Origin of the sequence: Gluconobacter sp. (assembly GCF_047722525.1) — a bacterium.
Lineage (GTDB): Bacteria > Pseudomonadota > Alphaproteobacteria > Acetobacterales > Acetobacteraceae > Gluconobacter.
This window is the reverse complement of the sequence record NZ_JBDNYY010000002.1, coordinates 186,769-210,014: the sequence shown is the minus strand read 5'-3', so window position 1 is coordinate 210,014 and position 23,246 is coordinate 186,769. Positions and strand designations below refer to the sequence as shown.

The window sequence follows — 23,246 nt, the reverse complement described above, 5'->3', positions numbered from 1 at the left end:
TTTATTAAAAAGCAGGGATCCCGTTCTCATTCTGCTGCGTCTTCGACTGCTTTCGGAGACGTTCCGCCGACGCGCTGACGGTCCTGGCTGGCAGCGATGCCCCGCAGACGGTTCATCACACTGCCCGTTCCTGCCGGGATCAGACGCCCGACAATCACGTTCTCCTTCAGGCCGTTGAGGGTATCCACCTTGCCCGACGTCGCCGCATCCGTGAGGACACGTGTGGTCTCCTGGAAGGAGGCCGCCGAGATGAAGGACTGCGTCTGGAGGGACGCCTTGGTGATGCCCTGCAGGACCGGCATTGCCCGCGCAGGCGTATCCCCGTTCTCGAGCAGACGCTGGTTTTCACCCTCGTACTCGATCCGGTCCACCGTTTCCCCGATCAGGTAGGTCGAATCACCTGGCTCAAGGATTTCCACCTTCTGCAACATCTGACGAACAATGACTTCGATATGCTTGTCATTGATCTTCACGCCCTGCAGTCGATAGACGTCCTGGATCTCGTTGACGAGATAGTCGGACAGAGCCTCGACACCCATGACCTTGAGAATGTCATGGGGCACGCGCGGACCGTCGACCAGCGGATCGCCCTTCTGGACGAAATCGCCTTCCTGAACGGAAACATGCTTGCCCTTCGGAATGAGGTACTGGGTTTCTTCGCCCGTGTCGTCATTCTTAACGATGACACAGCGCTTGGACTTGTAATCCTTCCCGAACTCGATGCGGCCCTCGCCTTCGGCGATGATCGCATGATCCTTCGGACGACGTGCCTCGAACAGCTCTGCCACACGCGGCAGACCACCCGTAATATCACGCGTCTTGGACCCCTCACGAGGAATACGGGCCAGCACGTCACCGGCATTGACCTCTGCTCCGTTCTCCACCGACAGAATACTGTCAGGAGAGAGGAAGTAGCGGGCATCATTGCCATTGGCGAGCTTGACGACGTTGCCGGAAGCATCCTTGAGCTGCAGGCGCGGACGCAGATCCACACCTTTGGCTGCCTGCTTGTAGTCAACGACGACCTTCGAGCTCAGACCCGTGACTTCATCCATGCGCTCAACGAGCGTGATGCTGTCGATCAGGTCGAGATACTCGACGGTACCAGCCTGCTCGGTGATGATCGGCAGGGTATACGGGTCCCACTCGGCCATCTTCTGGGTCCGCGTTACCGCTTCGCCTTCCGAGACCATCAAACGTGCACCGTAAGGCACACGGTAGCGGGCACGCTCCACACCGTTCTCGTCGGTCAGCAGGATCTCGCAGTTACGCGACATCACCACCAGAACCTTCTGCGAGTTCTCAACGACGTTGCGGTTCTTGATCGTCACGATACCGTCGCGGGACGCTTCGACCATGGACTGCTCGGCACCACGCGTTGCCGCACCACCAATATGGAAGGTACGCATCGTCAGCTGGGTGCCAGGCTCACCGATGGACTGGGCAGCGATAACACCGACAGCCTCACCGATATTGACCGGCGTACCACGTGCCAGATCACGGCCATAGCAGTGACCACAGATACCGACGCGACTGTCACAGGTCAGAACGGAGCGGATATCAACGCTTTCCACTCCAGCCTTCTCGATGAGTTCGGCCTCGGCTTCCTCGATCAGCGTGTTGCGCGGCAGAATGACATCCTGCGTTACCGGATGGATCACATCCTTGGACAGGGTACGACCCAGAATACGCTCGGACAGGGAGGCAACGACTTCGCCACTATCCATGACCGCACGTACTGTAAGGCCGCGCTCCGTACCGCAATCCGGCTCGACAATGATGCAGTCCTGCGCCACGTCGACGAGACGACGCGTCAGGTAACCCGAGTTCGCGGTCTTCAGCGCCGTATCGGCAAGACCCTTACGGGCACCATGGCTGGACGTGAAGTAATCGAGAACCGACAGGCCTTCCTTGAAGTTCGCGATGATCGGCTGCTCGATGATCTCGCCCGAAGGCTTCACCATCAGACCACGCATACCAGCGAGCTGCTTCATCTGGGCCGGCGACCCACGGGCGCCAGAGTGGCTCATCATCCAGACCGAGTTCGTCGGCTTTCCAATGACCTGTTTGGAGATTTCCTTAAGCATCGCAGCCTGGACTTCGTCCGTGCAGCGTGACCAGGCATCAACCACCTTGTTGTAGCGCTCCCCAGCCGTGATCAGACCGTCCTGATACTGCTGCTCAAATTCCTTGACCTCTTCCGATGTCTTGCCAACCAGCGTTGCCTTGGCTTCCGGAATGATCATGTCATCCTTGCCGAAGGAAATACCGGCGCGGGCAGCGTGACGGAAACCAAGCCCCATCAGGCGGTCACAGAAGATCACGGCTTCCTTCTGACCACAGTGACGATAGACTGTGTCGATCACGTCGGACACATTCTTCTTCGTCAGCTGCTTGTTGATCAGGCTGAACGGAATGGCCTGATGCTTCGGCAGAATCTGCGCGATCAGGGCACGACCCGGCGTCGTCAGGATCGTCTGACGTACAGACTTGCCATCGGCATCGATCGTCGCCAGGCGCAGACGGATCTTGTCATGCAGCTTCAGGGAACCCGAAAGCATGGCGCTCTCGATTTCAGCAACATCCGAGTAGGCCGGCGGGGCGGCCTTGACGACCTTGCCATCCTTGATGACAGCTTCGTCCGGCGTCTCGCGGTATTCCGGAACTTCAAGGCTCAGGTAATACAGACCCAGAACGATATCCTGCGACGGCACGATGATCGGCTTGCCGTTCGCGGGGCTGAGGATGTTGTTCGTAGACATCATCAGCACGCGGGCTTCAAGCTGGGCTTCAAGCGACAGCGGCACGTGAACGGCCATCTGGTCACCATCGAAGTCGGCGTTGAACGCGGTGCAGACCAGCGGATGAAGCTGGATCGCCTTGCCTTCGATCAGCGTCGGCTCGAAGGCCTGGATACCAAGACGGTGAAGCGTCGGAGCACGGTTCAGCATGACCGGATGCTCGCGGATTACCTCTTCGAGGATGTCCCAGACTTCCGGACGCTCCTTCTCCACCATGCGCTTTGCAGCCTTGATGGTGGTGGCGTGACCGTACTTCTCGAGCTTCGAGTAGATAAACGGCTTGAACAGCTCGAGCGCCATCTTCTTCGGAAGACCGCACTGATGCAGCTTCAGTTCCGGACCGACCACGATGACCGAACGGCCAGAGTAGTCGACGCGCTTTCCGAGCAGGTTCTGACGGAACCGTCCCTGCTTGCCCTTCAGCATGTCGGACAGCGACTTCAGCGGGCGCTTGTTGGCACCCGTGATGGCGCGGCCACGACGGCCATTATCGAACAGGGCGTCAACAGCCTCCTGCAGCATGCGCTTTTCGTTGCGGACAATGATGTCCGGCGCACGCAGCTCGATCAGCCGCTTCAGACGGTTGTTACGGTTGATGACGCGGCGATACAGGTCGTTCAGGTCGGACGTCGCAAAACGGCCACCATCCAGCGGCACCAGCGGACGCAGTTCCGGCGGAATGACCGGAACGATGTCCATGATCATCCAGTCCGGACGTGATCCGCTTTCCACGAAGGCTTCGACCAGCTTCAGACGCTTGACGAGCTTCTTGCGCGCGGCTTCCGAAGTGGCCTTGCGCAGCTTCTTGCGCATCATGGTCTTTTCGGAATCGCCTTCCATGACGTCAGCGTCATAGTCGAACGGATCCGGCAGGCCCTTTTCCTTCGCCGCGAGGCTCAGGTCACGTTCCTGGTCGTTCGGAATACCCCAGTCATAGCTGGAGAGCGCGCGCTTGATGGCTTCCGCACCGATTCCGACATCGATGCCCGCATCCGGATATTCATCCAGCAGGTCTTCGCAGCGGATTTCGTCCAGCAGGTACTGGTCGCGCTTCTTGCCGTTCTTGTAGGAATCGATCTGGTCGGATTCACAGACGCCCTTGTCGAGCACCAGGAATTTCTCGAAATACAGGACCGGCTCGACGTCCTTGAGCGGCAGATCCAGCATCGTGGCGATGCGGCTCGGCAGGGACTTCAGGAACCAGATATGTGCGACCGGGGAAGCCAGCTCGATATGGCCCATGCGCTCACGACGCACCTTGGCCAGCGTGACTTCCACACCGCACTTTTCGCAGACAATACCGCGGAACTTCATCCGCTTGTACTTGCCGCAAAGGCACTCATAATCCTTGATCGGGCCAAAGATACGAGCACAGAACAGGCCGTCACGCTCAGGCTTGAACGTCCGGTAGTTGATGGTCTCCGGCTTCTTGATTTCGCCGTAAGACCACGACCGTACCTGCTCACTGGAAGCGAGCTGGATCTTGATCTGGTCGAAGGTCACCGACTGGCCGGTCTGACCCAGGATCTTCATGAGTTCGTTCATGCGCCGAAACCCCAATGTGTACCGCGGCGTCCCGCGGACACCTTAAAAATGAACCGTGACGAAAAGGAGGAAGCGGGCAATTAAACCCCGCTCTGCTCGAGTTCGACGTTCAGGCCAAGCGACTTCAGTTCCTTGATCAGAACGTTGAAGCTCTCCGGAATGCCGGCTTCGAAATCGTCCTGCTCGCGAACGATTGCCTCGTAGACCTTGGTACGGCCGGACACGTCATCCGACTTCACCGTCAGCATTTCCTGCAGCGTGTAAGCTGCACCATATGCTTCAAGGGCCCACACTTCCATTTCACCAAAGCGCTGACCACCGAACTGCGCCTTACCACCCAGCGGCTGCTGCGTAACGAGCGAGTAAGGACCGATCGAACGGGCATGGATCTTGTCATCGACAAGGTGATGCAGCTTCAGCATGTAGATGTAGCCAACCGTCGTCTGACGTTCGAACGGCTCACCCGTACGACCATCGATCAGCTGCGACTGGCCCGACTTGTTGACGCCGGCCTTCTCGAGCATCTCTTCGATGTCCGGGATGGAGGCACCGTCGAACACTGGCGTTGCGATCGGCAGACCCTTGCGAAGGTTGTTCGCAAGCTCGATCAACTGCTCGTTCGGCAGGGTCGCCACATCTTCGTTGAAGATGACATCGCCATAGACTTCGTGCAGGCGATCCAGCAGTTCCTGCTTGCGCTCACCGGTCCGCTGATACTCGTCCACCATGTCGCCGATGCTTGCGCCAATATTGGCACAGGCCCAGCCCAGATGGGTTTCAAGGATCTGACCGATGTTCATGCGCGACGGCACACCCAGCGGGTTCAGCACGATGTCGACGGCCTGACCATTCTCAAGGAACGGCATGTCCTCGACAGGAACCACGCGGGAGACGACACCCTTGTTACCGTGACGACCGGCCATCTTGTCACCCGGCTGAAGCTTGCGCTTCACGGCAACGAAGACCTTGACCATCTTCATGACGCCAGGCGGCAGCTCGTCACCGCGCTGCAGCTTCTCGACCTTGCTGTCGAAACGCGCATCGATGCGGCGGGTCGCTTCCTTGAACTCACCACGCAGCTTTTCGAGCTCCGCCATGACGTCGTCGGACGTGACCGTGATGCTGGCCCAGGTTGCGCGATGATGCTCGTCCAGAACCTCTTCCGTGATCGGCGTACCGGAACGGATGCCCTTGAAGCCCGCTCCTGCGACCTGACCAACCAGACGCTCACGCAGACGGTTGTAGAAACTGCGCTCCTGAATGCCACGCTCGTCGTCACGGTCCTTGGTGAGACGCTCGATTTCGGCGCGCTCGATGGCCATCGCACGCTCGTCCTTGTCCACGCCACGGCGGGAGAAGACGCGAACGTCGACAATCGTACCCGTCGTCCCAGGCGGCAGCTTCAGGGACGTGTCACGGACATCGGAGGCCTTTTCACCGAAGATGGCGCGCAGAAGCTTCTCTTCCGGCGTCATCGGGCTTTCACCCTTCGGCGTCACCTTGCCAACCAGAATGTCGCCCGGGTTCACCTCGGCGCCAACATAGACGATACCGGCTTCGTCGAGGTTGCGCAGGGCTTCCTCACCGACATTCGGAATGTCGCGCGTGATTTCTTCCTGACCCAGCTTCGTGTCGCGGGCCATGACTTCGAACTCTTCGATATGGATCGAAGTGAAGACATCATCACGGGCAATACGCTCGGAGATCAGGATGGAATCTTCGAAGTTGTAACCGTTCCAAGGCATGAACGCGACGAGCACGTTACGACCCAGAGCCAGTTCACCAAGCTCGGTGGACGGACCGTCGGCGATGATGTCGCCTGCATGAACCGTATCACCAACCTTCACCAACGGACGCTGGTTGATGCAGGTGGACTGGTTAGAGCGCATGTACTTGCGCAGACGATAGATATCCACACCCTGCGTGGCACCAGCTTCGTCCGTCGCACGCACTACGATACGCGCACCATCAATCTGGTCGATGACGCCACGGCGCTTGGCAACGATAGTCGCACCAGAGTCATGCGCAACGGCAGCTTCCATGCCGGTACCGACCAGCGGGGCGTCAGCCTTCACCAGCGGCACAGCCTGACGCTGCATGTTCGCGCCCATCAGTGCGCGGTTGGCATCATCGTTCTCAAGGAACGGAATGAGCGCAGCAGCAACAGAGACAAGCTGCTTTGGCGAAACGTCACAGGCTGTAACCTGCTCCGGCGGCACCACGCGGAAGTCACCCGAACGGCGAACGGAGACGAGTTCATCCGTCAGACGGCCCTGATCATCCTGCTTGGCATCGGCCTGGGCAACGACGAGCTTCTCTTCTTCCATGGCGGAAAGATATTTCCAGCCATCCTGAAGAACGCCCTCTTCCACCAGACGATACGGCGTCTCGATGAAGCCGTACTTGTTCACCTTGGCGTAGGTCGACAGCGAGTTGATCAGACCGATGTTCGGGCCTTCCGGCGTCTCGATCGGGCAGATACGACCGTAATGCGTCGGATGAACGTCACGGACTTCGAAGCCTGCACGCTCACGGGTCAGACCGCCCGGGCCAAGCGCCGAAAGACGACGCTTGTGCGTCACTTCAGACAGCGGGTTCGTCTGGTCCATGAACTGGCTGAGCTGAGAGGAGCCGAAGAACTCACGCACAGCAGCGGCAGCAGGCTTCGCGTTGATCAGGTCATGCGGCATGACCGTATCAATATCGACGGATCCCATACGCTCGCGGATGGCACGCTCCATACGCAGCAGACCAACGCGATACTGGTTTTCCATCAGTTCGCCGACAGAACGGACACGACGGTTACCGAGATTGTCGATATCGTCGATCTGGCCGCGACCGTCCTTGAGTTCACACATGATCTTGATCGTGCGCAGGATGTCTTCCTTGCGCAGGACGCGCAGGGTATCCGGTGCATCAACATCAAGACGCATGTTCATCTTCACACGACCAACCGCGGAAAGATCGTAGCGGCCCTGGTCGAAGAACAGGCCATGGAACATGGCTTCCGCCGTTTCCTTGGTCGGCGGCTCGCCCGGGCGCATGATGCGATAGATATCGATCAGGGCTTCGTCACGGCAGCTATTCTTATCGGCAGCCAGCGTATTGCGGATCCAGGGACCATGCGAACCGTCAACGGACAGCAGCGGAAGCTCCGTGATTCCCATTTCCTCAAGCGCGGCCAGACGGTCTTCCGTCAGTTCTTCGCCTGCCTCACCGTAGATCTCGCCGGTATTTTCGTTCACGAGATCATAAGCGAGGAAGCGGCCGAGAATATCGAGGCGACCGACCTGCACGACGCGGGTCTTTTCCGCGATCTTGCGGACCATACGCGCGGTCAGCTTGGCGTCGGCCTCGGCAACCACTTCACCAGTATCGGCGTCAACGAGCGGGCTGAGCAGCTTCAGACCACGGAACGCATCCGGATCGAACGGACGCGCCCATTCGCCACCCAGACGGGTGAACGGCACGGCCTCATAGAAGTAGGACAGGATTTCGTCCTGATCCATACCGCGGATTTCGAGACCCTCGACATCACCGCCGTCCGCAATTTTCTGCTCCCGCTGCGCGAGGTAGTTCGCACCCTCAAGCGCATACAGAAGCGTCGTGACCGGCAGCTTGCGCTTGCGGTCGATGCGGACATAGATCAGATCCTTGGCATCGAATTCGAAATCGAGCCATGAACCACGATACGGAATGACGCGGGCGGCGAACAGGTACTTGCCCGAGGAATGCGTCTTGCCCTTGTCGTGATCGAAGAACACGCCCGGGCTACGATGCATCTGCGAGACGATAACACGCTCGGTACCATTAATGATGAAGGTGCCGTTATCGGTCATGAGCGGCATGTCGCCCATGTAAACCGGCTGTTCCTTCATGTCGTGGATCGAGCGGGAGCCCGTGTCCTCGTCAATGTCCCATGTCGTCAGACGAAGAATGACCTTCAGCGGCGCTGCATAGGTCAGACCACGCTGAATGCATTCTTCAACATCATACTTCGGATCTTCGAATTCGTAGGACATGAAGTCCAGACGGCCGCGACCCGCAAAATCATTGATCGGAAAAACCGAACGAAAGACTTCCTGAAGACCGGCATTCTGCCGGCTGTCAGGGCTCACGTTCATCTGCAGGAATGCCTCATAGGAGGCGCGCTGCACGTCGATCAAATTGGGCATCGGCGCAATTTCGGGAATACGCCCGAAACTTTTGCGGATCCTTTTGCGTCCCGTGAACGATTTGGTGATCGCGTTCATCTCTTCTGCCCTCTGCACCAGACCTTCGAGTCGCCCGTAAACTGCGCCGGAGAACTGGCCCCAGCATTGCGGACGACCGGAACGACCGGCCATTATGAAATTTCAGTACGTGGCGAGCCGCGCACTATACGCCCGTTTTGTCCCAACGGCAAATCGGGCGGGAACCGCATGCGATCCCCGCCCCATCTGTCTGCCAGGCAGAGGCTGCTCCGCGAACGGCGCAGCCTGAAGTCAGTGAATTACTTGACTTCGACCTTGGCGCCTGCGTCTTCAAGAGACTTCTTGATCTTGGCAGCTTCGTCCTTGGACGCGCCTTCCTTGACGGTCTTCGGTGCGCCTTCGACCAGGTCCTTGGCTTCCTTCAGACCCAGGCCCGTGATCGCACGGACTTCCTTAATCACGTTGATCTTCTTGTCGCCGGCGTCAGCCAGAACAACCGTGAACTCGGTCTGCTCTTCAGCAGGAGCGGCAGCAGCGCCACCAGCAGCAGCAGCAACTGCAACCGGAGCAGCAGCGGAAACGCCCCACTTCTCTTCGAGCAGCTTGGAAAGTTCTGCAGCTTCCAGAACGGTCAGAGCGGACAGCTCTTCAACAATCTTTGCCAGATCGGCCATGGTCTTATCCTAAATTGATGTACTGTTGGTCAGGTTCAGGCCTGCACCGCGGCGCAGACCTTCGTTCTCAGGCGGCTTCTGCTTCGCCGGCCTTGGCATAGGCACCAAAGACGCGAGCAAGCTGGCCAGCCGGCGCCTGGACAACGCCTGCGATACGCGTTGCGGGGGTATTGATCATACCCACCAGCTTCGCACGCAGCTCGTCCAGCGACGGCAGTTCGGCAAGGGCCTTGATCCCGTCGACGCCAAGCGTCTGGGAACCGAGGGCACCACCAAGCACCACCAGTTTGTCATTCGTCTTGGCGAACTCGACGATCACCTTTGCCACTGCTGCCGGGTCTTCGGACCACGCAAGCGCGGTCGGTCCCTTGAGCAGCGGCGCAATGCCGTCGAATTGGGTCCCATCCAGAGCACGGCTGGCCAGCCGGTTCTTCGCAACCTTGTATGTCGCTCCTGCCGCACGAATGCGTCGACGCAGTTCCGTCACATCGGCAACCGTCAGACCCTTGTTCTGGGTGACGACAACCATGGACGTGCTGCCAAACACATCGGCGAGGAACTCAACAAAGGCCCGTTTTTCCGTACGGTCCAAAACCTGTCTCCTCGTCAGCCCGGCTTTCACCGGACCAGGTTACCCATGGAACCGCCTCTTTCCGAAGCGGTCCCGCTCGCCTGTCCACAGAAGTGAGCGAACCCAGCACATCGCAGCAGAGCCACTAATACTGTCGCCCCGTCTGACGCCCGCGATCCCGATAAAGATCCTTAAGGCCCCGAAGGTCCACGTGCGGTCTTGGACAGGTTTGGAAGCGGCCCGCAAGCAGGCCACCCCTTAGCCATCATACCCGAAGGCATGACGTCATTTCGTGGAGGTCTTTCCCAGAAGGAAGACCTCCTGTCAATCAGGCTTCGAAGCTCGAAACGTCAACGCGAACACCTGGGCCCATCGTGGAAGACAGAGCTGCCTTCTTCAGATACGTGCCCTTGGCGCCCGTCGGACGAGCCTTCTGAACGGCATCGACCAGAGCGTTGATGTTTTCGACCAGCTTGGCTTCGTCAAACGACGCCTTGCCGATGCCTGCATGAATGATACCGGCCTTCTCGGCGCGATACTCAACCTGACCGGACTTGGCTGCCGTGATGGCACCCTTGACGTCCATGGTCACCGTGCCGAGACGCGGGTTCGGCATCAGACCACGCGGGCCGAGGATCTTACCCAGACGCCCCACGAGAGCCATCATGTCCGGCGTTGCGATGCAGCGGTCGAAATCGATTTCGCCAGCCTGGATCTTTTCAGCCAGATCTTCCGCACCGACCACTTCCGCACCGGCTGCCAGGGCTTCTTCAGCCTTGGGACCACGGGCGAACACGCCAACGCGCAGGGTCTTGCCCGTGCCGTTCGGCAGGGAGATCAGACCACGGACCATCTGGTCAGCGTGACGCGGGTCGATGCCGAGGTTCAGCGAGATTTCGATCGTCTCGTCGAACTTTGCCTTGGCGTTACTCTTCACGAGAGCGACAGCCTCGGTCAGGCCGTACGGCTTGTTACGCTCGACAGTTGCCTGCGCGGCGTTCAGACGCTTGTTCTTGGCCATGATATCAGCCCTCCACCACGTTCAGGCCCATCGACTTGGCAGAACCGGCGAGCATGCGCACGGCGCCATCAATGTCGTTGGCGTTCATGTCCTTGAACTTCGTCTCAGCAATCTCGCGAAGCTGAGCCGTCGTCACGGAACCAACCGCAGCGGACTTGCCGACCGTCTGGCTGCCCTTGGAAATCTTGGCAGCCTTCAGCAGGAAGTACGTGTTCGGCGGCGTCTTCGTGATGAAGGAGAACGTGCGATCCGCATAGGCGGTGATAACCACCGGGATCGGCATGCCGGGCTCGAGCTGCTGGGTCTTGGCGTTGAACTCCTTGCAGAACTGCATGATGTTCAGGCCGCGCTGACCCAGAGCCGGACCAACCGGCGGAGAAGGATTGGCTTTACCAGCCGGGATCTGAAGCTTGATGTAGCCAACAACTTTTTTGGCCATATCCGGGACTCCCCTGTTTGTCGTTCCCGAACCGCGGTTCAACGGAGTCGGCCACGCCAGCTCCTCCCGCGTTCGAAGTGAGGCGGACCCCTAGACCAGTTAAGGCCGCCCCGTCAAGCCTTGCGGGACATTGGACGACAGTTGATCGCCACGCAGATCATTGTTCAGCGGAGATGCATGATTGTCGATGCCGTTCACAGGCTTCGGAGTCCGGAGATCCCGGTACTGCAACGGCCCGAACGGATCGATCTGCTTGATACCCGGCAGGTCACTGGAACTCCAGCCACCACCAAGGGCGCGGACGAGACGCACGGAGGACTGCACCTGTGCCGTCTGAACCTCGACCTCCGCAAGACGTGCCCGAAGCGCATCCTGCTGCGCCACAAGGGCATCAAGATAGTTCGAGAGGCCGCCCGTATAGAGTGCCATGGTCATGTTCTGGGTTCGCAGGGCCGCTTCCACTGCTTTCTGCTGCTGGTCCTGGGCAATCTTGAACTGCCGTGTCTGGGTCAGTCCATCCTCGACGTCCTGGAACGCGGACAGGACTACCGAACGGTAATTGTCCACCATGCCCCGGTACTGCGACCAGGAGCGCTGCAGGGCCGCACGCCGCAGGCCACCCGTGAAAGCGGGCTCCACCGCCTGAACCGCAATCTTCCAAAAGGCCCGGGAGATGCTCGCGAGATCAAACCCGCCGTCCTCAAACCCGCCCTGCGCACTGAAAGTGATATGCGGATAGAAAGCCGCACGTGAGACGCCGATCGCACGGGCCGACGCTGCCATCTGCCGCTCGGCAATCGCAATATCCGGGCGGCGCTCCAGCAGGGACGCAGGCAAGCCGGCATCGATCTTCACGGCCCCGAAATGCATCTTCACGTCCTTGACGGGCGCGATATGAAAGCCCGCAGGCGCAGTATTCAGCAGAACCGCGATCGCATGTTCCATGACATTGCGTCGGGCAATCAGGTTGCTCTTGCCAGCCTGCGCCGAATAAAGCTGCGTTTCCGCACGCGAAACGTCGAGCCCCGCGCCGATCGAGCCTGCCTGACGCAGTTCGGTGATCTCGACAGCAGCCCGGAAGTAGCGAATGGAATCATCATAGACCGCGTTCTGGGCATCGAGCCCCCGCAGGGCGATATAATCGGATGCCAGTTCCGCTTCCAGGCTCAGTCTTGCCAGCGCGTACTGACCCGCCGAAGCCTGTGCGAGGTTTTTCTGCATCCGCGTGGTGTTACGGATCGAATCCCAGAAATCCGGCTCCCACGTCGCAGCACCGCTATAAGCCTGGTTGGACTCATAGACGAGACTGCTGCTGCGGGCCGGGTTATTATAGAGTCGGCCGATCGAGCCCTTGTTGTAACTCATATGCGCGCCGCCCGTGACCTGCGGATACAGGCGGCTCTCTGTCTCGCGGGCGACATCCCGAGCCTGCGTGAAGGCCTCCGCCTCCGCCTGCAGGTCCGGATTGACGGCCAGCATGCGCTGTTCGAGCCCATCAAGGATGGGATCATGGAACATGGTCCACCAGTCACTCCGGACGGCACCGTCCGCGGGCTGTGCGTTGACCATCAGCCCCTTCCCTTCCCAACCCTCGGGATACAGGAACTTCTGGGGGTGATATTCCGGCGCCAGATCGCATGAGGCCAGGCCGATCGAGAGGACTCCGGCCAGCGCCGTGGTGAGCCGCCATCTGGAACGGTTATGTCTGGAAGATGACTGGGAACATTCCGGTTTCATCAGCGAGATCCGGCCTCCTCAGGGTTTGCATCATGCTGACGGACAGGCTGCTGATCGGCATCCTGCTGCGCCTTGCTCGGGGTGTTGTATCCCGGCGTGGTCGGGACGATCTTGACCTCGTCCCCTTCCAGCAGATCAGCCGTAGGGTTGGCAACCACGCGGTCGTCTTTTGTAATACCGCTGAGGACCTGGACTGTCGTCCCGAAATTGATGCCGACCGCCACATTCACCAGATGGGCGTGATTGTTGATGACCTTCGCAACCTGGGTTCCCTCCGCCCGGAAGATGATTGCGCCTTCCGGCAGGATCAGGATGTTCGGATTGCCCGGAGCAGAAATATGGGCTGTCGCATAGGAGTTCGGCCACAGCAGATTGTCGCTGTTATCCAGCGTCAGTTCCGTCGTGACCGTACGGGTCGCAGCATTGAAAGCATTGGCCGTCGCAAGGAATGTCGCGCGGAAACGGCTTCCCGGATACTGCGGGACCGTCAGCTCAGCCTCGATCTTCGGGGAAATGACACTGGCAAAATCCTGCGGCACGGAGACGAACACACGCATCCGGTGCACATCGGCAACCGAGAACAGCTCGGAAGCCGTCCCCCGCGAATTAAGGTTTCCACCCCCGGCATTCACGTAGTCACCCACATTCACAAGGCGTGACGTCACGATGCCGTCAAAAGGTGCGACGATCTTCTTGAAGTCCTCAAGGGCCTGAAAGCGGTCCACGTCATGGCGTGCCGCCTCAAGCTCGGCTTTCTGGGCAGCAGCGTTGGCAGCCTGGACGTCCACTTCCTGACGCGACACCGCCTGCGTTCCTTTCAGGGCGGTCCAGCGCTTGGTCGTGATCACAGCCAGATTGTAACGTGCCAGAATGACGTTGTAATGCGCCTTGGCAGCCTCAAACTGGGCATCGATGCTCGGCGTGCTGATTTCCGCCAGAACGTCACCGCGCTTCACATGCGCGCCGTAGTCCTTGTACCACATCTTCACATAGCCCGAGACCTGCGCGTAGATCGGCGCCTCGTACCAGGCCGCAAGATTGGCCGGCAGATCCACCTGACGCGTCTTCGGGCCCGGCTGCGGCGTGATCAGCGTCACGGGCGGAATGGCCGCATCCTCCGTCGCACCGGTCAGGGAATGATAATGCGTTCCCCGCTGCACAATCCCCCAGGCCGCCAGAGCAATGGCCAGCAGAACCACCACCAGCAGAATGATCCTGCCCCGCGCTCCAGACCCCGTGCGTGCCGGGTGGTCTGTCGGAGGCACGTGCCCCTGATCCGTAGAATGGCTCACGCGCGGTCTCCTTCAGGCCCAGCAGCAGGCCGCCTGTAATGAATAAGGGCAAAAACGCAGGGAACGAACAGCAGGGTGGCGACGGTCGCAACCAGCAGCCCCCCGATCACTGCTTTGCCCAGTGGTGCATTGTCGGAATTGCTGATGGACATCGGGATCATGCCGATCATCATCGCCAGCGCCGTCATCAGCACCGGACGGATACGCTCATATCCCGCCTCAAGTGCCGCAAGAATGGCATCGCCATGATGGTCCATCCGCTCACGGGCAAACGACACAACAAGGATGGCATTGGCCGTAGCCGTTCCCATGCACATGATCGCGCCCGTCAGCGCCGGCACCGACATGGCCGTATGCGTCAGGAAGAGGCTCCACGAAATTCCGCCCAGCGCGCCCGGAAGGGCCGTGATGATGACGAACGGATCAAGCCAGGACTGAAAATTCACGACGATGATCAGGTAAACCAGCACGATCGACAGTGCGAGCCCGCCGATCAGCTGGACATACGCATCGTTCATCGTCACGGCCTGCCCACGCACCACCATGCTCGAACCATGGGGAAGCAGCTTGCGCTCGCTGTCCACGATCCGGTTCACGGCCCGGGAGACCGTTCCCAGATCCATGTCTTCCGGCGCAGCATAGATATCGAAGACTGGCATGATGTTGTAATGCGCGACTTCGGCTGGCGTGCCCGTCTGCACCAGTTCACTCAGCCCTCCCAGAAGCTGCGGCGTCTGGTTGGTCGGATTGCCGTCCCCCTTGTCGATCGGAAGGATCTCCAGATCGTTCATGGTCTGCAGGTAATTCGCAGGCGCCTGAACATCGATCAACTGCGACGTACCCTGGGCATTCAGGTAATAGGTCTGCCCCACCTGACCACTGCCCGACAGTGTGACCAGTGCGTTCAGAGCCACGTCCCGCTCGGTAATCCCCGTTCCGAGCGCGAAGCTGCGGCGGTTGTTCACCATGATGGTCGGCTGCGTCATGGGCTGCTGGATGGAGACATCCGTAATACCCGGGATATGACGCAGTTTTTTGGCAAGCCGGGAGGCGAACCGGAAATTCCCACTCAGGTCACGCCCGACAACCTGCACGTCAATCGGCGACGGCAGACCAAAGTTCAGGATCTTGGCCGTCAGGTCACCCGGCTGGAACGTAAAGACCGTCCCCGGAAAATCATTCGTCAGCCCCTTGCGAAGCATCCGGCGGTATTCGGCGATCGGACTTTCGGGATCGCGAAGCTGGATGGTGACGTCGCAGTCCTGCGACCCCACGGTCGGGGACGGAATCATCGCCTGATTGAGCTGACTGAAGGGCAGGCCGCAGTTGTTCACGATATTGACCACCTGCCCCGGCAGCAGGCTGCGGATCCGGCGTTCGGCCAGCCCGGCAATCTTGCCGCTCTCTTCAAGGCGGCTGCCGATGGGCGCGCGCATGTGCATCTGGAGCGTCCCCGACTTGATCTCGGGGAAAAAGTCCTGCCCGATGAACAGCAGCAGCGCCATGGACGAGACCGCCGCCAGCAGAAACAGCGTCACGAAACGGCCACGGATCGAGATCAGGGTCTCAAGGATGGACTTGTAATGCTCACGGAAGCTGGTGAAGCGGGCCTCGAAACCCTGCTGGAAACGCCCGAAGATGCTGAGCTTGCGATTGTGCCATTCGGGGTCACGATGCATCCGCACCTGAGCCGCGAGCATCCAGTTCGCCATCGTCGGCACCAGCGTCCGCGACAGGATGAAGGAGGCGATCATGGCGAAGATGATCGCCTCGGCCATTGGCATGAACAGCCAGCCGGAAATCCCGGTCAGCTCGAACAGCGGCAGCCACACGATGCAGATGCAGGTCGTGGACACGAAGGTCGGAATAACGATCTGGTTCGCCGCGTCGATGATGGCGTCCTCGAGTTCCTTCCCGGTCTCGAGATGCGCATCGATGTTCTCGATCATGACGGTCGCATCATCGACGAGAATACCGACCGCCAGCGCCAGCCCCCCCAGCGTCATCACATTGATGGACTGTCCGGCAATACTCAGCCCGATGATCGAACACAGCATCGCCAGTGGAATGGACGTCGCCACGATGATGGTCGAACGCCACGATCCCAGGAAGAGCATGACCGTCAGGCTGGTCAGGATCGCGGCCGTGATCATCTCACGCACCACGTCCACAACCGATTCCTTCACGAAGCTCGAGGCATCGGTCAGGACATTCACCGTCGTCCCCGCCGGCAGTGTGGCTTCGACCTGCGGCAGGAGCTTCTTGATTCCACTCACGACAGACAGCGTGGAGGCATCCCCGCTTTTGAGAACGACGATCAGGACCGCCTGCTGCCCCTTCACAAGGACAGCATTGATCTGCGGGGGCCCTCCCCGATGAACCCACGCAACATCGCGCAGATAGATCACGGAATTACCCACCTGCTTGACCGGCATCTTGTTGAAGACGGCCAGATCAAGCGGCGTAGAGTTCGTCTTCACCATCCAGTCAAGCTGGCCGATCCGCTGGTCACCTGCCGGCAGAACGATGTTCTGCAGATTCAGCGCAGAGGCCACATCCTCGGGCGACAGCCTGTGGGCGAGCAGCTTGATGGGGTCGATATCCACCATGATATCCGGCGCAAGACCACCATACGGATTGGGAATGGCCGCCCCGGGCACGGAAATCAGCTCCGGTCGGATCAGGTTGGACGCCATGTTGTAGATTTCCGACCCGGACATGGTCGGATTGTTAACCTGCAGCGTGAGGACCGGAACGGAAGATGCATCCATCGCCAGAATCAGCGGCGGCGTCGCACCGTTCGGCAACTGCTTGATGACCGTCTGGGATACCGACGTGATCTGCGTCTGCGCCACCGCCGTATTGGTGCCCGGCTGGAAGAACACCTTGACGATACCGCGGCCGTAATAGGACGAACTCTCGATATGTTCGATGTTGCTGACCGTCGCCGTCAGTGACCGTTCGTAATAATAGACGATACGGCCGGACATGTCCTCGGGCATCAGGCCCGTATAGGACCAGATGACTGCCACGATCGGAATCTTGATCGAAGGGAAAACGTCCGTTGGCGTGGAAACGATGGCCCTGACCCCGAAGATCAGGATCATGATCGATAGAACAACGAAGGTATAGGGCCGCTTCAGCGCGGTAACGACAATGGCATTCATGCGGTCAGACAACCCCGGGGGGCTCTTCCTGGTCCGGTCATTCTCAACGGGTGTCCTCTTGCAAACTGATCCGAGTCATATCCATCGAGACCCGGACGACAAGGAAAATTCTGTTTAAAAATCAAGACACACGGAAAAATTTGACATAGTACGACATGCTGAGACCTGCGTCAGGCAGATGCAGGAGGCGCGAAATGTATGATGAAAACCGCTCCGGGAAGCGTATGGCCGGGTCGGGCAGACACGATCTCCACCGATGCCCCATGCAGCCTCAGGATGGCTGACACCAGACTGAGACCCAGCCCGCTCCCCGGCACGTGACGGCTCTTATCCGAGCGGTAGAACCGCCCCATGACCGCCTTGCGCTCCTCCTCGGCAATCCCGATCCCCGTATCCGCCACGCTCAGCCAGCTTGCCCCGTCGCCCCCCTGCCCCGCACTCAGTTGAACCGTTCCCGGCGCAGGCGTGAACTTGATCGCATTGTCCACAAGGTTGGCCAGAACCTCGTTCAACAGATCCCTGTCTCCAAAAAGCGGCACCGGTTCCTTCGACTCCACAACCTGGAGCGTCACGCCCTCCGTCTCGGCGATGGGTTCATACAGATCCACCACCCCAGCCAGCAGTTCGCGCAGATCCAGAACCGCGAACCCGGCACGGCGGCGACCATTCTCGATCTCGCCAATCCGCAGGAGGGCCGTAATGACGGAAAAGCACTGCTCCAGATCCAGCGTGGCTCGCTCGATCGCTCCCTGAAGCGCCGCCGGATCATTCGTGATCGCTGAAACACGCTCCAGTCTGGCCTTCACCCGTGCCAGAGGGGTCCGCAGATCATGGGCAATGTCGTTGCCCACATCCCGGATTTCATCAAGCAGATGCTCCAGCCGGTCCAGCATGCGATTGACCGAAACCGCCAGCCGCTCGATGTCGTCGCGCTCGCGACCGGTGGGCAGACGTTCGTGCAGGTCGCCATCCATGATGCGGTCGATGGCCTCATGCATGTCCTTGACGCGGCCCAGGGCACGATGGCTCAGAAAGATCCCCGCCATCAGCGCGAACACCACGACCGGCACCACCGACATCAGCGCCGCCCGCTTGGTGATGTAACGCAGTTCGTTAGCCATATGCAGCGAACGGGCCAGGACGAGAATACGGTCCCGGTTCCCCTGCGTCCCCTCCACCTCCACTGCCAGATAGCGCATTTCGTAAGGCGTATCTCCGGGCGGAGCATCCCACAGACGCTGCGTGCGTGGAGAGACTTCAAGCCCGACCGGCCATTTTTTGATATCACCCGCAATCCGGTTGCGGCTCATGTCGAACAGCGCGGCCCCGTTGAGGATCACACGCAGATCGGTCTTGCTGCGCTCACGGACTTCATACTCAAGCTGGTCCGGGGTTTCGTGAACCAGAAGCGCAGCCTCCCGCTGGAGCAGATCCGTCGAACGCTGCTCTTCGTATCCACTCATCTCCCCGTAAACGAGCCCGAACTGCAACGCCATTCCCGCGATGATCGCCACGACAAAGGCCAGCGTCAGGCGGAACGTGGCCGTCCTGAAAAGATCCGCGTGGAACAGTTCGGAAAAGCGCAGGTCAGCCCGGAACACGCAGACTGAACCCGGCACCGCGAATACTGTGAATGAGCGGGGGCTCGCCGGGCAGATCAATCTTGCGGCGCAGCTTGCCAATATGGACATCCACCAGATTGGTCTGCGGAACGAAACGGTAGTTCCACACATCTTCGAGCAGCATGGTGCGGGTCAGCACGGTATCGGGCCGGCGCATCATGTATTCCAGCAACCGGAACTCCCGGGGGAGCAGGTCGATCTCCTGTCCGTTGCGGAACACCGTACGCTCGATCAGATCCATCTCAAGTGGCCCGACCCGGAGCATCGTCGCGCGACTGTCCGTCGGACGCCGCAGCAGCGCCTCCAGCCGTGCGGCCAGTTCTTCCATGGCGAAAGGCTTGGTCAGATAGTCATCGCCCCCAGCCTTGAGGCCACTGACCCGGTCATCCACCGCTGAAAGCGCCGACAGCACAAGCACGGGAATGTTGATCCGCTGGGCCCGGACACTCTCGATCACGGTCAGCCCGTCAAGTTCGGGCAGCATGCGGTCCACGATCATCAGATCGAACTGCCCGGCGCAGGCATGGTCCAGCCCTTCGACTCCCGTTGCCGCCCGCGTCACATCGTAGCCGCGCGTCGTCAGTTCCTCGACGACTTCAGCCGCAATGCTGTCATCATCCTCAATCAGCAGAAGCCGTGGAGAGGGTCCGGGAAGGCGCTCCGGCGCCCCATGTTCATGTGCGGACGTCATGGTCATGATCCTCACATGGGACAGTCCCCCATGTCATCCAATTAAAATCGCTCTTAGAGTGACGTGCCTGAATGACGTATTCTCAGGCCTACAGAAGGAAGCGGCCGTGCCCTACCAGCCAGATGCGACGGTTATCGTGATTGGCGACTGCTCCAGCGAAGCACAGACCCTGCGTCTCATCCTCGAAAACCTGGGATGCAAAACCGATTTCTCCCCCGCCGGAAACCCGATCGATTTCCTGACCATCCTGAACGCGCTGCCCGGTTCATGCCGCATCGTCATCATCTGTGCCCATGGGGATACAAACGGTCTCGTCTTTGGCGAGTTTTCCCCGGAGGTCGATACGGGATTGCTGGTCCATGGCAGCCTTCCCGCCAGAAACCTTCATCTTGCTCCAGCGTCCACGAATAACCGCATCATTCTTACGACAGCCTGCGAGACCGGGACCGCCTCTTTTGCCAAAAGATTCCTCGATGCCGGGGCAGAAGCCTTTCTTGCTCCCGTGGACTTTCCAGACGGCGAGGATGTCGTGCTCTTCATTCACGCCCTGCTCTACCGGATCCTGATCCGGAAACAGTCATTGCCCCGGACATGGGAAACGCTCAACGACGCGGGATTCAACACGGGCCTGATGGTTCTGTCCCGACGGACGGCCGCCTGAAAACTTACGACACCCCCGGCTCGTCCAGCGCCTCTTCCATCTCGTTGGCCGTTCCGTCCAGAGCCCGCAGGCGCCGCCCGAGCACCCGGGTCCGGCGCCGGGCTTCCTCGATGGTATTTCCCATCGTCCCCGCATTGCGATGCAGCTTTTCCAGAACCTGATCCATCCGCAGCATTTCCTGCCGCGTCGCCCCCAGAAGCCCCGCAATCGCTTCCGTCCGCTCCTCAAGCGTCAGCGTGACATATCCCAGATGCACCGTCCGCAGCATCGCAGGCAGAAGCGACGGCCCCATCACCATCACCCGGTACAACCGACCAATTTCGTCAATCACACCCGGCATCCGGGCGATTTCGGCATAAAGCCCGTCGGTCGGCAGATACAGAACCGCAAATTCGACGGTCACGGGCGGAAGAATATATTTGGAGGCAATTTTCTTCGCCTCGAACCGGACGACATTCTCCAGTTCCCGCTGGGCCTGACGCTCGGCCACCGCATCCCCGGCTTCCGAGGCATTCAGCAGCCGTTCGTAAGCCTCAGTCGGGAACTTGCTGTCGATCGCCAGCCGCGGGGGCATCTCCGTTCCGCGCACAGGCATCTTCACGGCGAACTCGACATTCTCGCCCGCCGTCCCCAGCCGGAAATTCATGTCGTAGCTGCCCTCTGGCAGAATATCATCCAGAATGGCCCGGCACTGCGCCTCGCCCCAGCCGCCGCGCGTCTTCACATTCGAGAACAGGCGCTTCAGATCACCGATCTGGGCCGTAACACTCGTAACCTCGCCCAGCGCCTTCTGCATGGCGCTGAACTGCTCCACCACGCGCTGGAAACTGGTCTGCATCTGCTTTTCGACCGCACCATGAAGCTGTTCGTTTACGGTCGCACGGATCCGTTCGATCTGCTCGTTCTGGCTCTGCGCCATCTCCCGCAGCGCATCCGACAGCAGGAGCCGCCCTTCCGCCTGATCCTGCCCGAGATTCCGGGCCAGAGTACTCAGCCGCTCGCTGGTCTCCAGCCGGAACTGGTCCAGCCGTCCGGAAAGGACACGCTCCACTTCCGACAGATGCGCCCGATGATATTCGACGTCCTGTGACCGCTCCTGCGCCTCACGCTCAAGCAGCCGTTCGAAGCGACCACTGCCATGACCGCCCCGCAGGACAGCGACAAGCGCAACCAGCAGTCCCACCGCCGCCACGATCCAGGGAAGAAACTGCGCCATTCCGGAAAAATCCTCCTGCATGGCGCTTTCCTACCCCCTCAGCCCATCGTGGCCAATGCCACGATCCTTAGGGCTGATGGATATTGCCGTAGGACGCAGCCCCGAGCCCTGGGCACGAACACGGCGCACCAAGCGGCACCTGCGTCGGCATCTTGCACGTATAAATCCCCGCCTTGCAGGTATAGCCATACCCCGCGATCGGCGTTCCCGGTGCTACCGGCCCGGACGCCGCCGTTCCTACACAGGCACCCAGCCCCAGAAAGGACAGACCGGCAGCAAAACGCAGGGCATGACGAAAAACGGAACGAGACATTTCGAATGTGTCCTTATCGGCCAGGTTCAGAAAACCGGGTTGAGAAAAGCAGAAACGGATCGCTACCTCACCGGTTGCCGCGTGATCGGACGCGAGGATGGCAATCCTGTGGCAAAGAACAGTCTAGCGATGCCCGGCAGCAGCCTGCCCCGCCGCAACGCCACTCGCCCAGGCCCACTGGAAATTATGCCCGCCCAGCCAGCCCGTCACATCCACGGCCTCCCCGATCGCATAAAGTCCCGGAACATCACGGGCTTCCAGCGTCTGGGACGAGATATCCCGCGTATCGATCCCGCCGCGCATGACTTCCGCCTTGGCGTAGCCTTCCGTCCCGGCCGGGCGAAGCTGCCAGTTCGACACCCGCTCGGCCAGCGCCTTGATCGCGCGGTCCGGCTGGTTCGCCAGCATCGTATCGCCCAGCCCCGCCGCCAGAACTCGCGCCAGCCGCAGGGGTAGCGCCTCCAGCAGACTTGGCGGCAGGGCTTTCGGTCGGTCTTTCTTGACCTTCAGCAGCACGCTCAGCGCATTCTGCCCGGGCATAAGATCGATCTGCGCAGCCTCCCCGTTCTCAAGATAGGAGGAAATCTGAAGAATGGCCGGGCCGGAAACGCCACGATGGGTAAAGACCATCCCGTCCTCGAACCGCGGCCCCTTCTTTCCCACCCGCGCCACGATCGGCAGCGACACGCCCGCAAGCTCCGGATCGGCATCCGCAAGCACCAAAGGAACGAGCGCAGGCGCCGTCGGCACCACGCGCAGACCGAATTTCCGCGCCAGCCGCAGCGACAGATCCGACGCCCCGAGCTTGGGAATGGACAGTCCCCCCGTCGCCAGGATTACCGCTCCCGTCCGGATCTCGCCACCATCCGTGACAACAACGAAGCCATGTTCAGCCTGTCGCACATCGAGGATGCGCGTCTGCATCCGAAGCTCACAGCCCGCAGTCCGGCACTCCGAGACCAGCATGTCCACGATCTGCCCCGCGGACCCATCACAGAAAAGCTGCCCCCGCGCCTTCTCATACCAGGCAATGCCATGCCGGTTCACCAGCTTGACGAAATCCTGCGGCGTGTATCGCGCCAGTGCGGAACGGGCGAAATGGCGGTTCTGCGAGATAAAACAGTTGGGGCCGGTCTCAAGATGCGTAAAATTGCACCGCCCACCGCCCGAAATCAGGATCTTGCGCCCCGGTTCCGGTCCATGATCCAGAACCAGAACCCGCGCCCCGTTCTGACCGGCCGTCGCCGCAGCCATCAGCCCCGCTGCACCGGCTCCGAGCACAATCACATCGGGGTTCATCATG

The 23,246-nt window shown here is 60.1% G+C and carries 15 protein-coding genes; 1 reads left to right on the top strand and 14 read right to left on the bottom strand.

Annotated elements, in window-relative coordinates; translation table 11 throughout:
- Positions 1-26 precede the first annotated feature (26 nt).
- The 11 genes from rpoC to ABF859_RS02915 form a co-directional block, all read right to left on the bottom strand.
- Positions 27-4,346: a DNA-directed RNA polymerase subunit beta' gene (rpoC, locus tag ABF859_RS02965; protein WP_415526000.1), complete on the bottom strand. Its 4,320-nt coding sequence runs from the start codon at positions 4,344-4,346 to the stop codon at positions 27-29.
- Between the two features lie 80 nt (positions 4,347-4,426).
- Positions 4,427-8,599: a DNA-directed RNA polymerase subunit beta gene (gene rpoB, locus ABF859_RS02960; protein ID WP_415526187.1), complete on the bottom strand. Its 4,173-nt coding sequence runs from the start codon at positions 8,597-8,599 to the stop codon at positions 4,427-4,429.
- Positions 8,600-8,838: 239 nt separating this feature from the next.
- A complete protein-coding gene (gene rplL / locus ABF859_RS02955; protein ID WP_415525998.1) occupies positions 8,839-9,213 on the bottom strand; it encodes a 50S ribosomal protein L7/L12 in 375 nt (124 codons plus the stop codon).
- Positions 9,214-9,280: 67 nt separating this feature from the next.
- Positions 9,281-9,805 (bottom strand): 50S ribosomal protein L10, encoded by a 525-nt coding sequence (rplJ, locus tag ABF859_RS02950; RefSeq protein ID WP_062509665.1) that lies wholly within the window; start codon positions 9,803-9,805, stop codon positions 9,281-9,283.
- A gap of 307 nt (positions 9,806-10,112) precedes the next feature.
- Positions 10,113-10,805, bottom strand: coding sequence for a 50S ribosomal protein L1 (rplA, locus tag ABF859_RS02945; RefSeq protein WP_415525996.1), 693 nt, complete (start codon positions 10,803-10,805; stop codon positions 10,113-10,115).
- Between the two features lie 4 nt (positions 10,806-10,809).
- Positions 10,810-11,244, bottom strand: coding sequence for a 50S ribosomal protein L11 (gene rplK, locus ABF859_RS02940; protein WP_008852418.1), 435 nt, complete (start codon positions 11,242-11,244; stop codon positions 10,810-10,812).
- 99 nt (positions 11,245-11,343) lie between these two features.
- Positions 11,344-12,981, bottom strand: coding sequence for an efflux transporter outer membrane subunit (locus tag ABF859_RS02935; protein ID WP_415525994.1), 1,638 nt, complete (start codon positions 12,979-12,981; stop codon positions 11,344-11,346).
- A complete protein-coding gene (locus ABF859_RS02930; protein WP_415525992.1) occupies positions 12,981-14,273 on the bottom strand; it encodes an efflux RND transporter periplasmic adaptor subunit in 1,293 nt (430 codons plus the stop codon). Before ABF859_RS02930 ends, ABF859_RS02935 begins: the two co-directional genes overlap by 1 nt.
- Positions 14,270-17,440, bottom strand: a complete 3,171-nt coding sequence (locus ABF859_RS02925) for an efflux RND transporter permease subunit (protein ID WP_415526185.1) — start codon at positions 17,438-17,440, stop codon at positions 14,270-14,272. Before ABF859_RS02925 ends, ABF859_RS02930 begins: the two co-directional genes overlap by 4 nt.
- A 170-nt stretch (positions 17,441-17,610) precedes the next feature.
- Positions 17,611-19,041: a sensor histidine kinase gene (locus tag ABF859_RS02920; protein WP_415525990.1), complete on the bottom strand. Its 1,431-nt coding sequence runs from the start codon at positions 19,039-19,041 to the stop codon at positions 17,611-17,613.
- On the bottom strand, positions 19,028-19,759 hold the full coding sequence (locus tag ABF859_RS02915; protein ID WP_415525988.1) for a response regulator transcription factor: 732 nt from the start codon (positions 19,757-19,759) through the stop codon (positions 19,028-19,030). The genes ABF859_RS02920 and ABF859_RS02915 overlap by 14 nt, the downstream gene beginning before the upstream one ends.
- 100 nt (positions 19,760-19,859) lie before the next feature.
- Here ABF859_RS02915 and ABF859_RS02910 point away from each other — a divergent pair, with 100 nt between their 5' ends.
- Complete coding sequence (locus ABF859_RS02910; RefSeq protein ID WP_415525986.1) at positions 19,860-20,414, top strand: hypothetical protein; 555 nt, start codon at positions 19,860-19,862, stop codon at positions 20,412-20,414.
- A 4-nt stretch (positions 20,415-20,418) separates the two neighbouring features.
- Here ABF859_RS02910 and ABF859_RS02905 read toward each other — a convergent pair whose 3' ends face one another.
- The 3 genes from ABF859_RS02905 to ABF859_RS02895 all read right to left on the bottom strand — a co-directional run bounded on the left by ABF859_RS02905 (position 20,419) and on the right by ABF859_RS02895 (position 23,242).
- Positions 20,419-21,651 carry a DNA recombination protein RmuC gene (locus ABF859_RS02905; RefSeq protein WP_415525984.1) on the bottom strand — a complete coding sequence of 411 codons (1,233 nt, stop codon included), beginning with the start codon at positions 21,649-21,651 and terminating at the stop codon, positions 20,419-20,421.
- 46 nt (positions 21,652-21,697) lie between these two features.
- Positions 21,698-21,943, bottom strand: a complete 246-nt coding sequence (locus ABF859_RS02900; RefSeq protein WP_415525982.1) for a hypothetical protein — start codon at positions 21,941-21,943, stop codon at positions 21,698-21,700.
- Positions 21,944-22,066: 123 nt separating this feature from the next.
- Positions 22,067-23,242 carry an NAD(P)/FAD-dependent oxidoreductase gene (locus ABF859_RS02895; RefSeq protein ID WP_415526183.1) on the bottom strand — a complete coding sequence of 392 codons (1,176 nt, stop codon included), beginning with the start codon at positions 23,240-23,242 and terminating at the stop codon, positions 22,067-22,069.
- Between the last annotated feature and the right edge of the window lie 4 nt (positions 23,243-23,246).

Bases quoted from the DNA above. Each gene is read 5' to 3' on its own strand.
- rpoC (WP_415526000.1), bottom strand. From the start codon at position 4,346: ATGAACGAACTCATGAAGATCCTGGGTCAGACCGGCCAGTCGGTGACC.
- rpoB (WP_415526187.1), bottom strand. From the start codon at position 8,599: ATGAACGCGATCACCAAATCGTTCACGGGACGCAAAAGGATCCGCAAA.
- rplL (WP_415525998.1), bottom strand. From the start codon at position 9,213: ATGGCCGATCTGGCAAAGATTGTTGAAGAGCTGTCCGCTCTGACCGTT.
- rplA (WP_415525996.1), bottom strand. From the start codon at position 10,805: ATGGCCAAGAACAAGCGTCTGAACGCCGCGCAGGCAACTGTCGAGCGT.
- rplK (WP_008852418.1), bottom strand. From the start codon at position 11,244: ATGGCCAAAAAAGTTGTTGGCTACATCAAGCTTCAGATCCCGGCTGGT.
- ABF859_RS02935 (WP_415525994.1), bottom strand. From the start codon at position 12,981: ATGAAACCGGAATGTTCCCAGTCATCTTCCAGACATAACCGTTCCAGA.
- ABF859_RS02925 (WP_415526185.1), bottom strand. From the start codon at position 17,440: ATGAATGCCATTGTCGTTACCGCGCTGAAGCGGCCCTATACCTTCGTT.
- ABF859_RS02915 (WP_415525988.1), bottom strand. From the start codon at position 19,759: ATGACCATGACGTCCGCACATGAACATGGGGCGCCGGAGCGCCTTCCC.
- ABF859_RS02905 (WP_415525984.1), bottom strand. From the start codon at position 21,651: ATGCAGGAGGATTTTTCCGGAATGGCGCAGTTTCTTCCCTGGATCGTG.
- ABF859_RS02900 (WP_415525982.1), bottom strand. From the start codon at position 21,943: ATGTCTCGTTCCGTTTTTCGTCATGCCCTGCGTTTTGCTGCCGGTCTG.
- ABF859_RS02895 (WP_415526183.1), bottom strand. From the start codon at position 23,242: ATGAACCCCGATGTGATTGTGCTCGGAGCCGGTGCAGCGGGGCTGATG.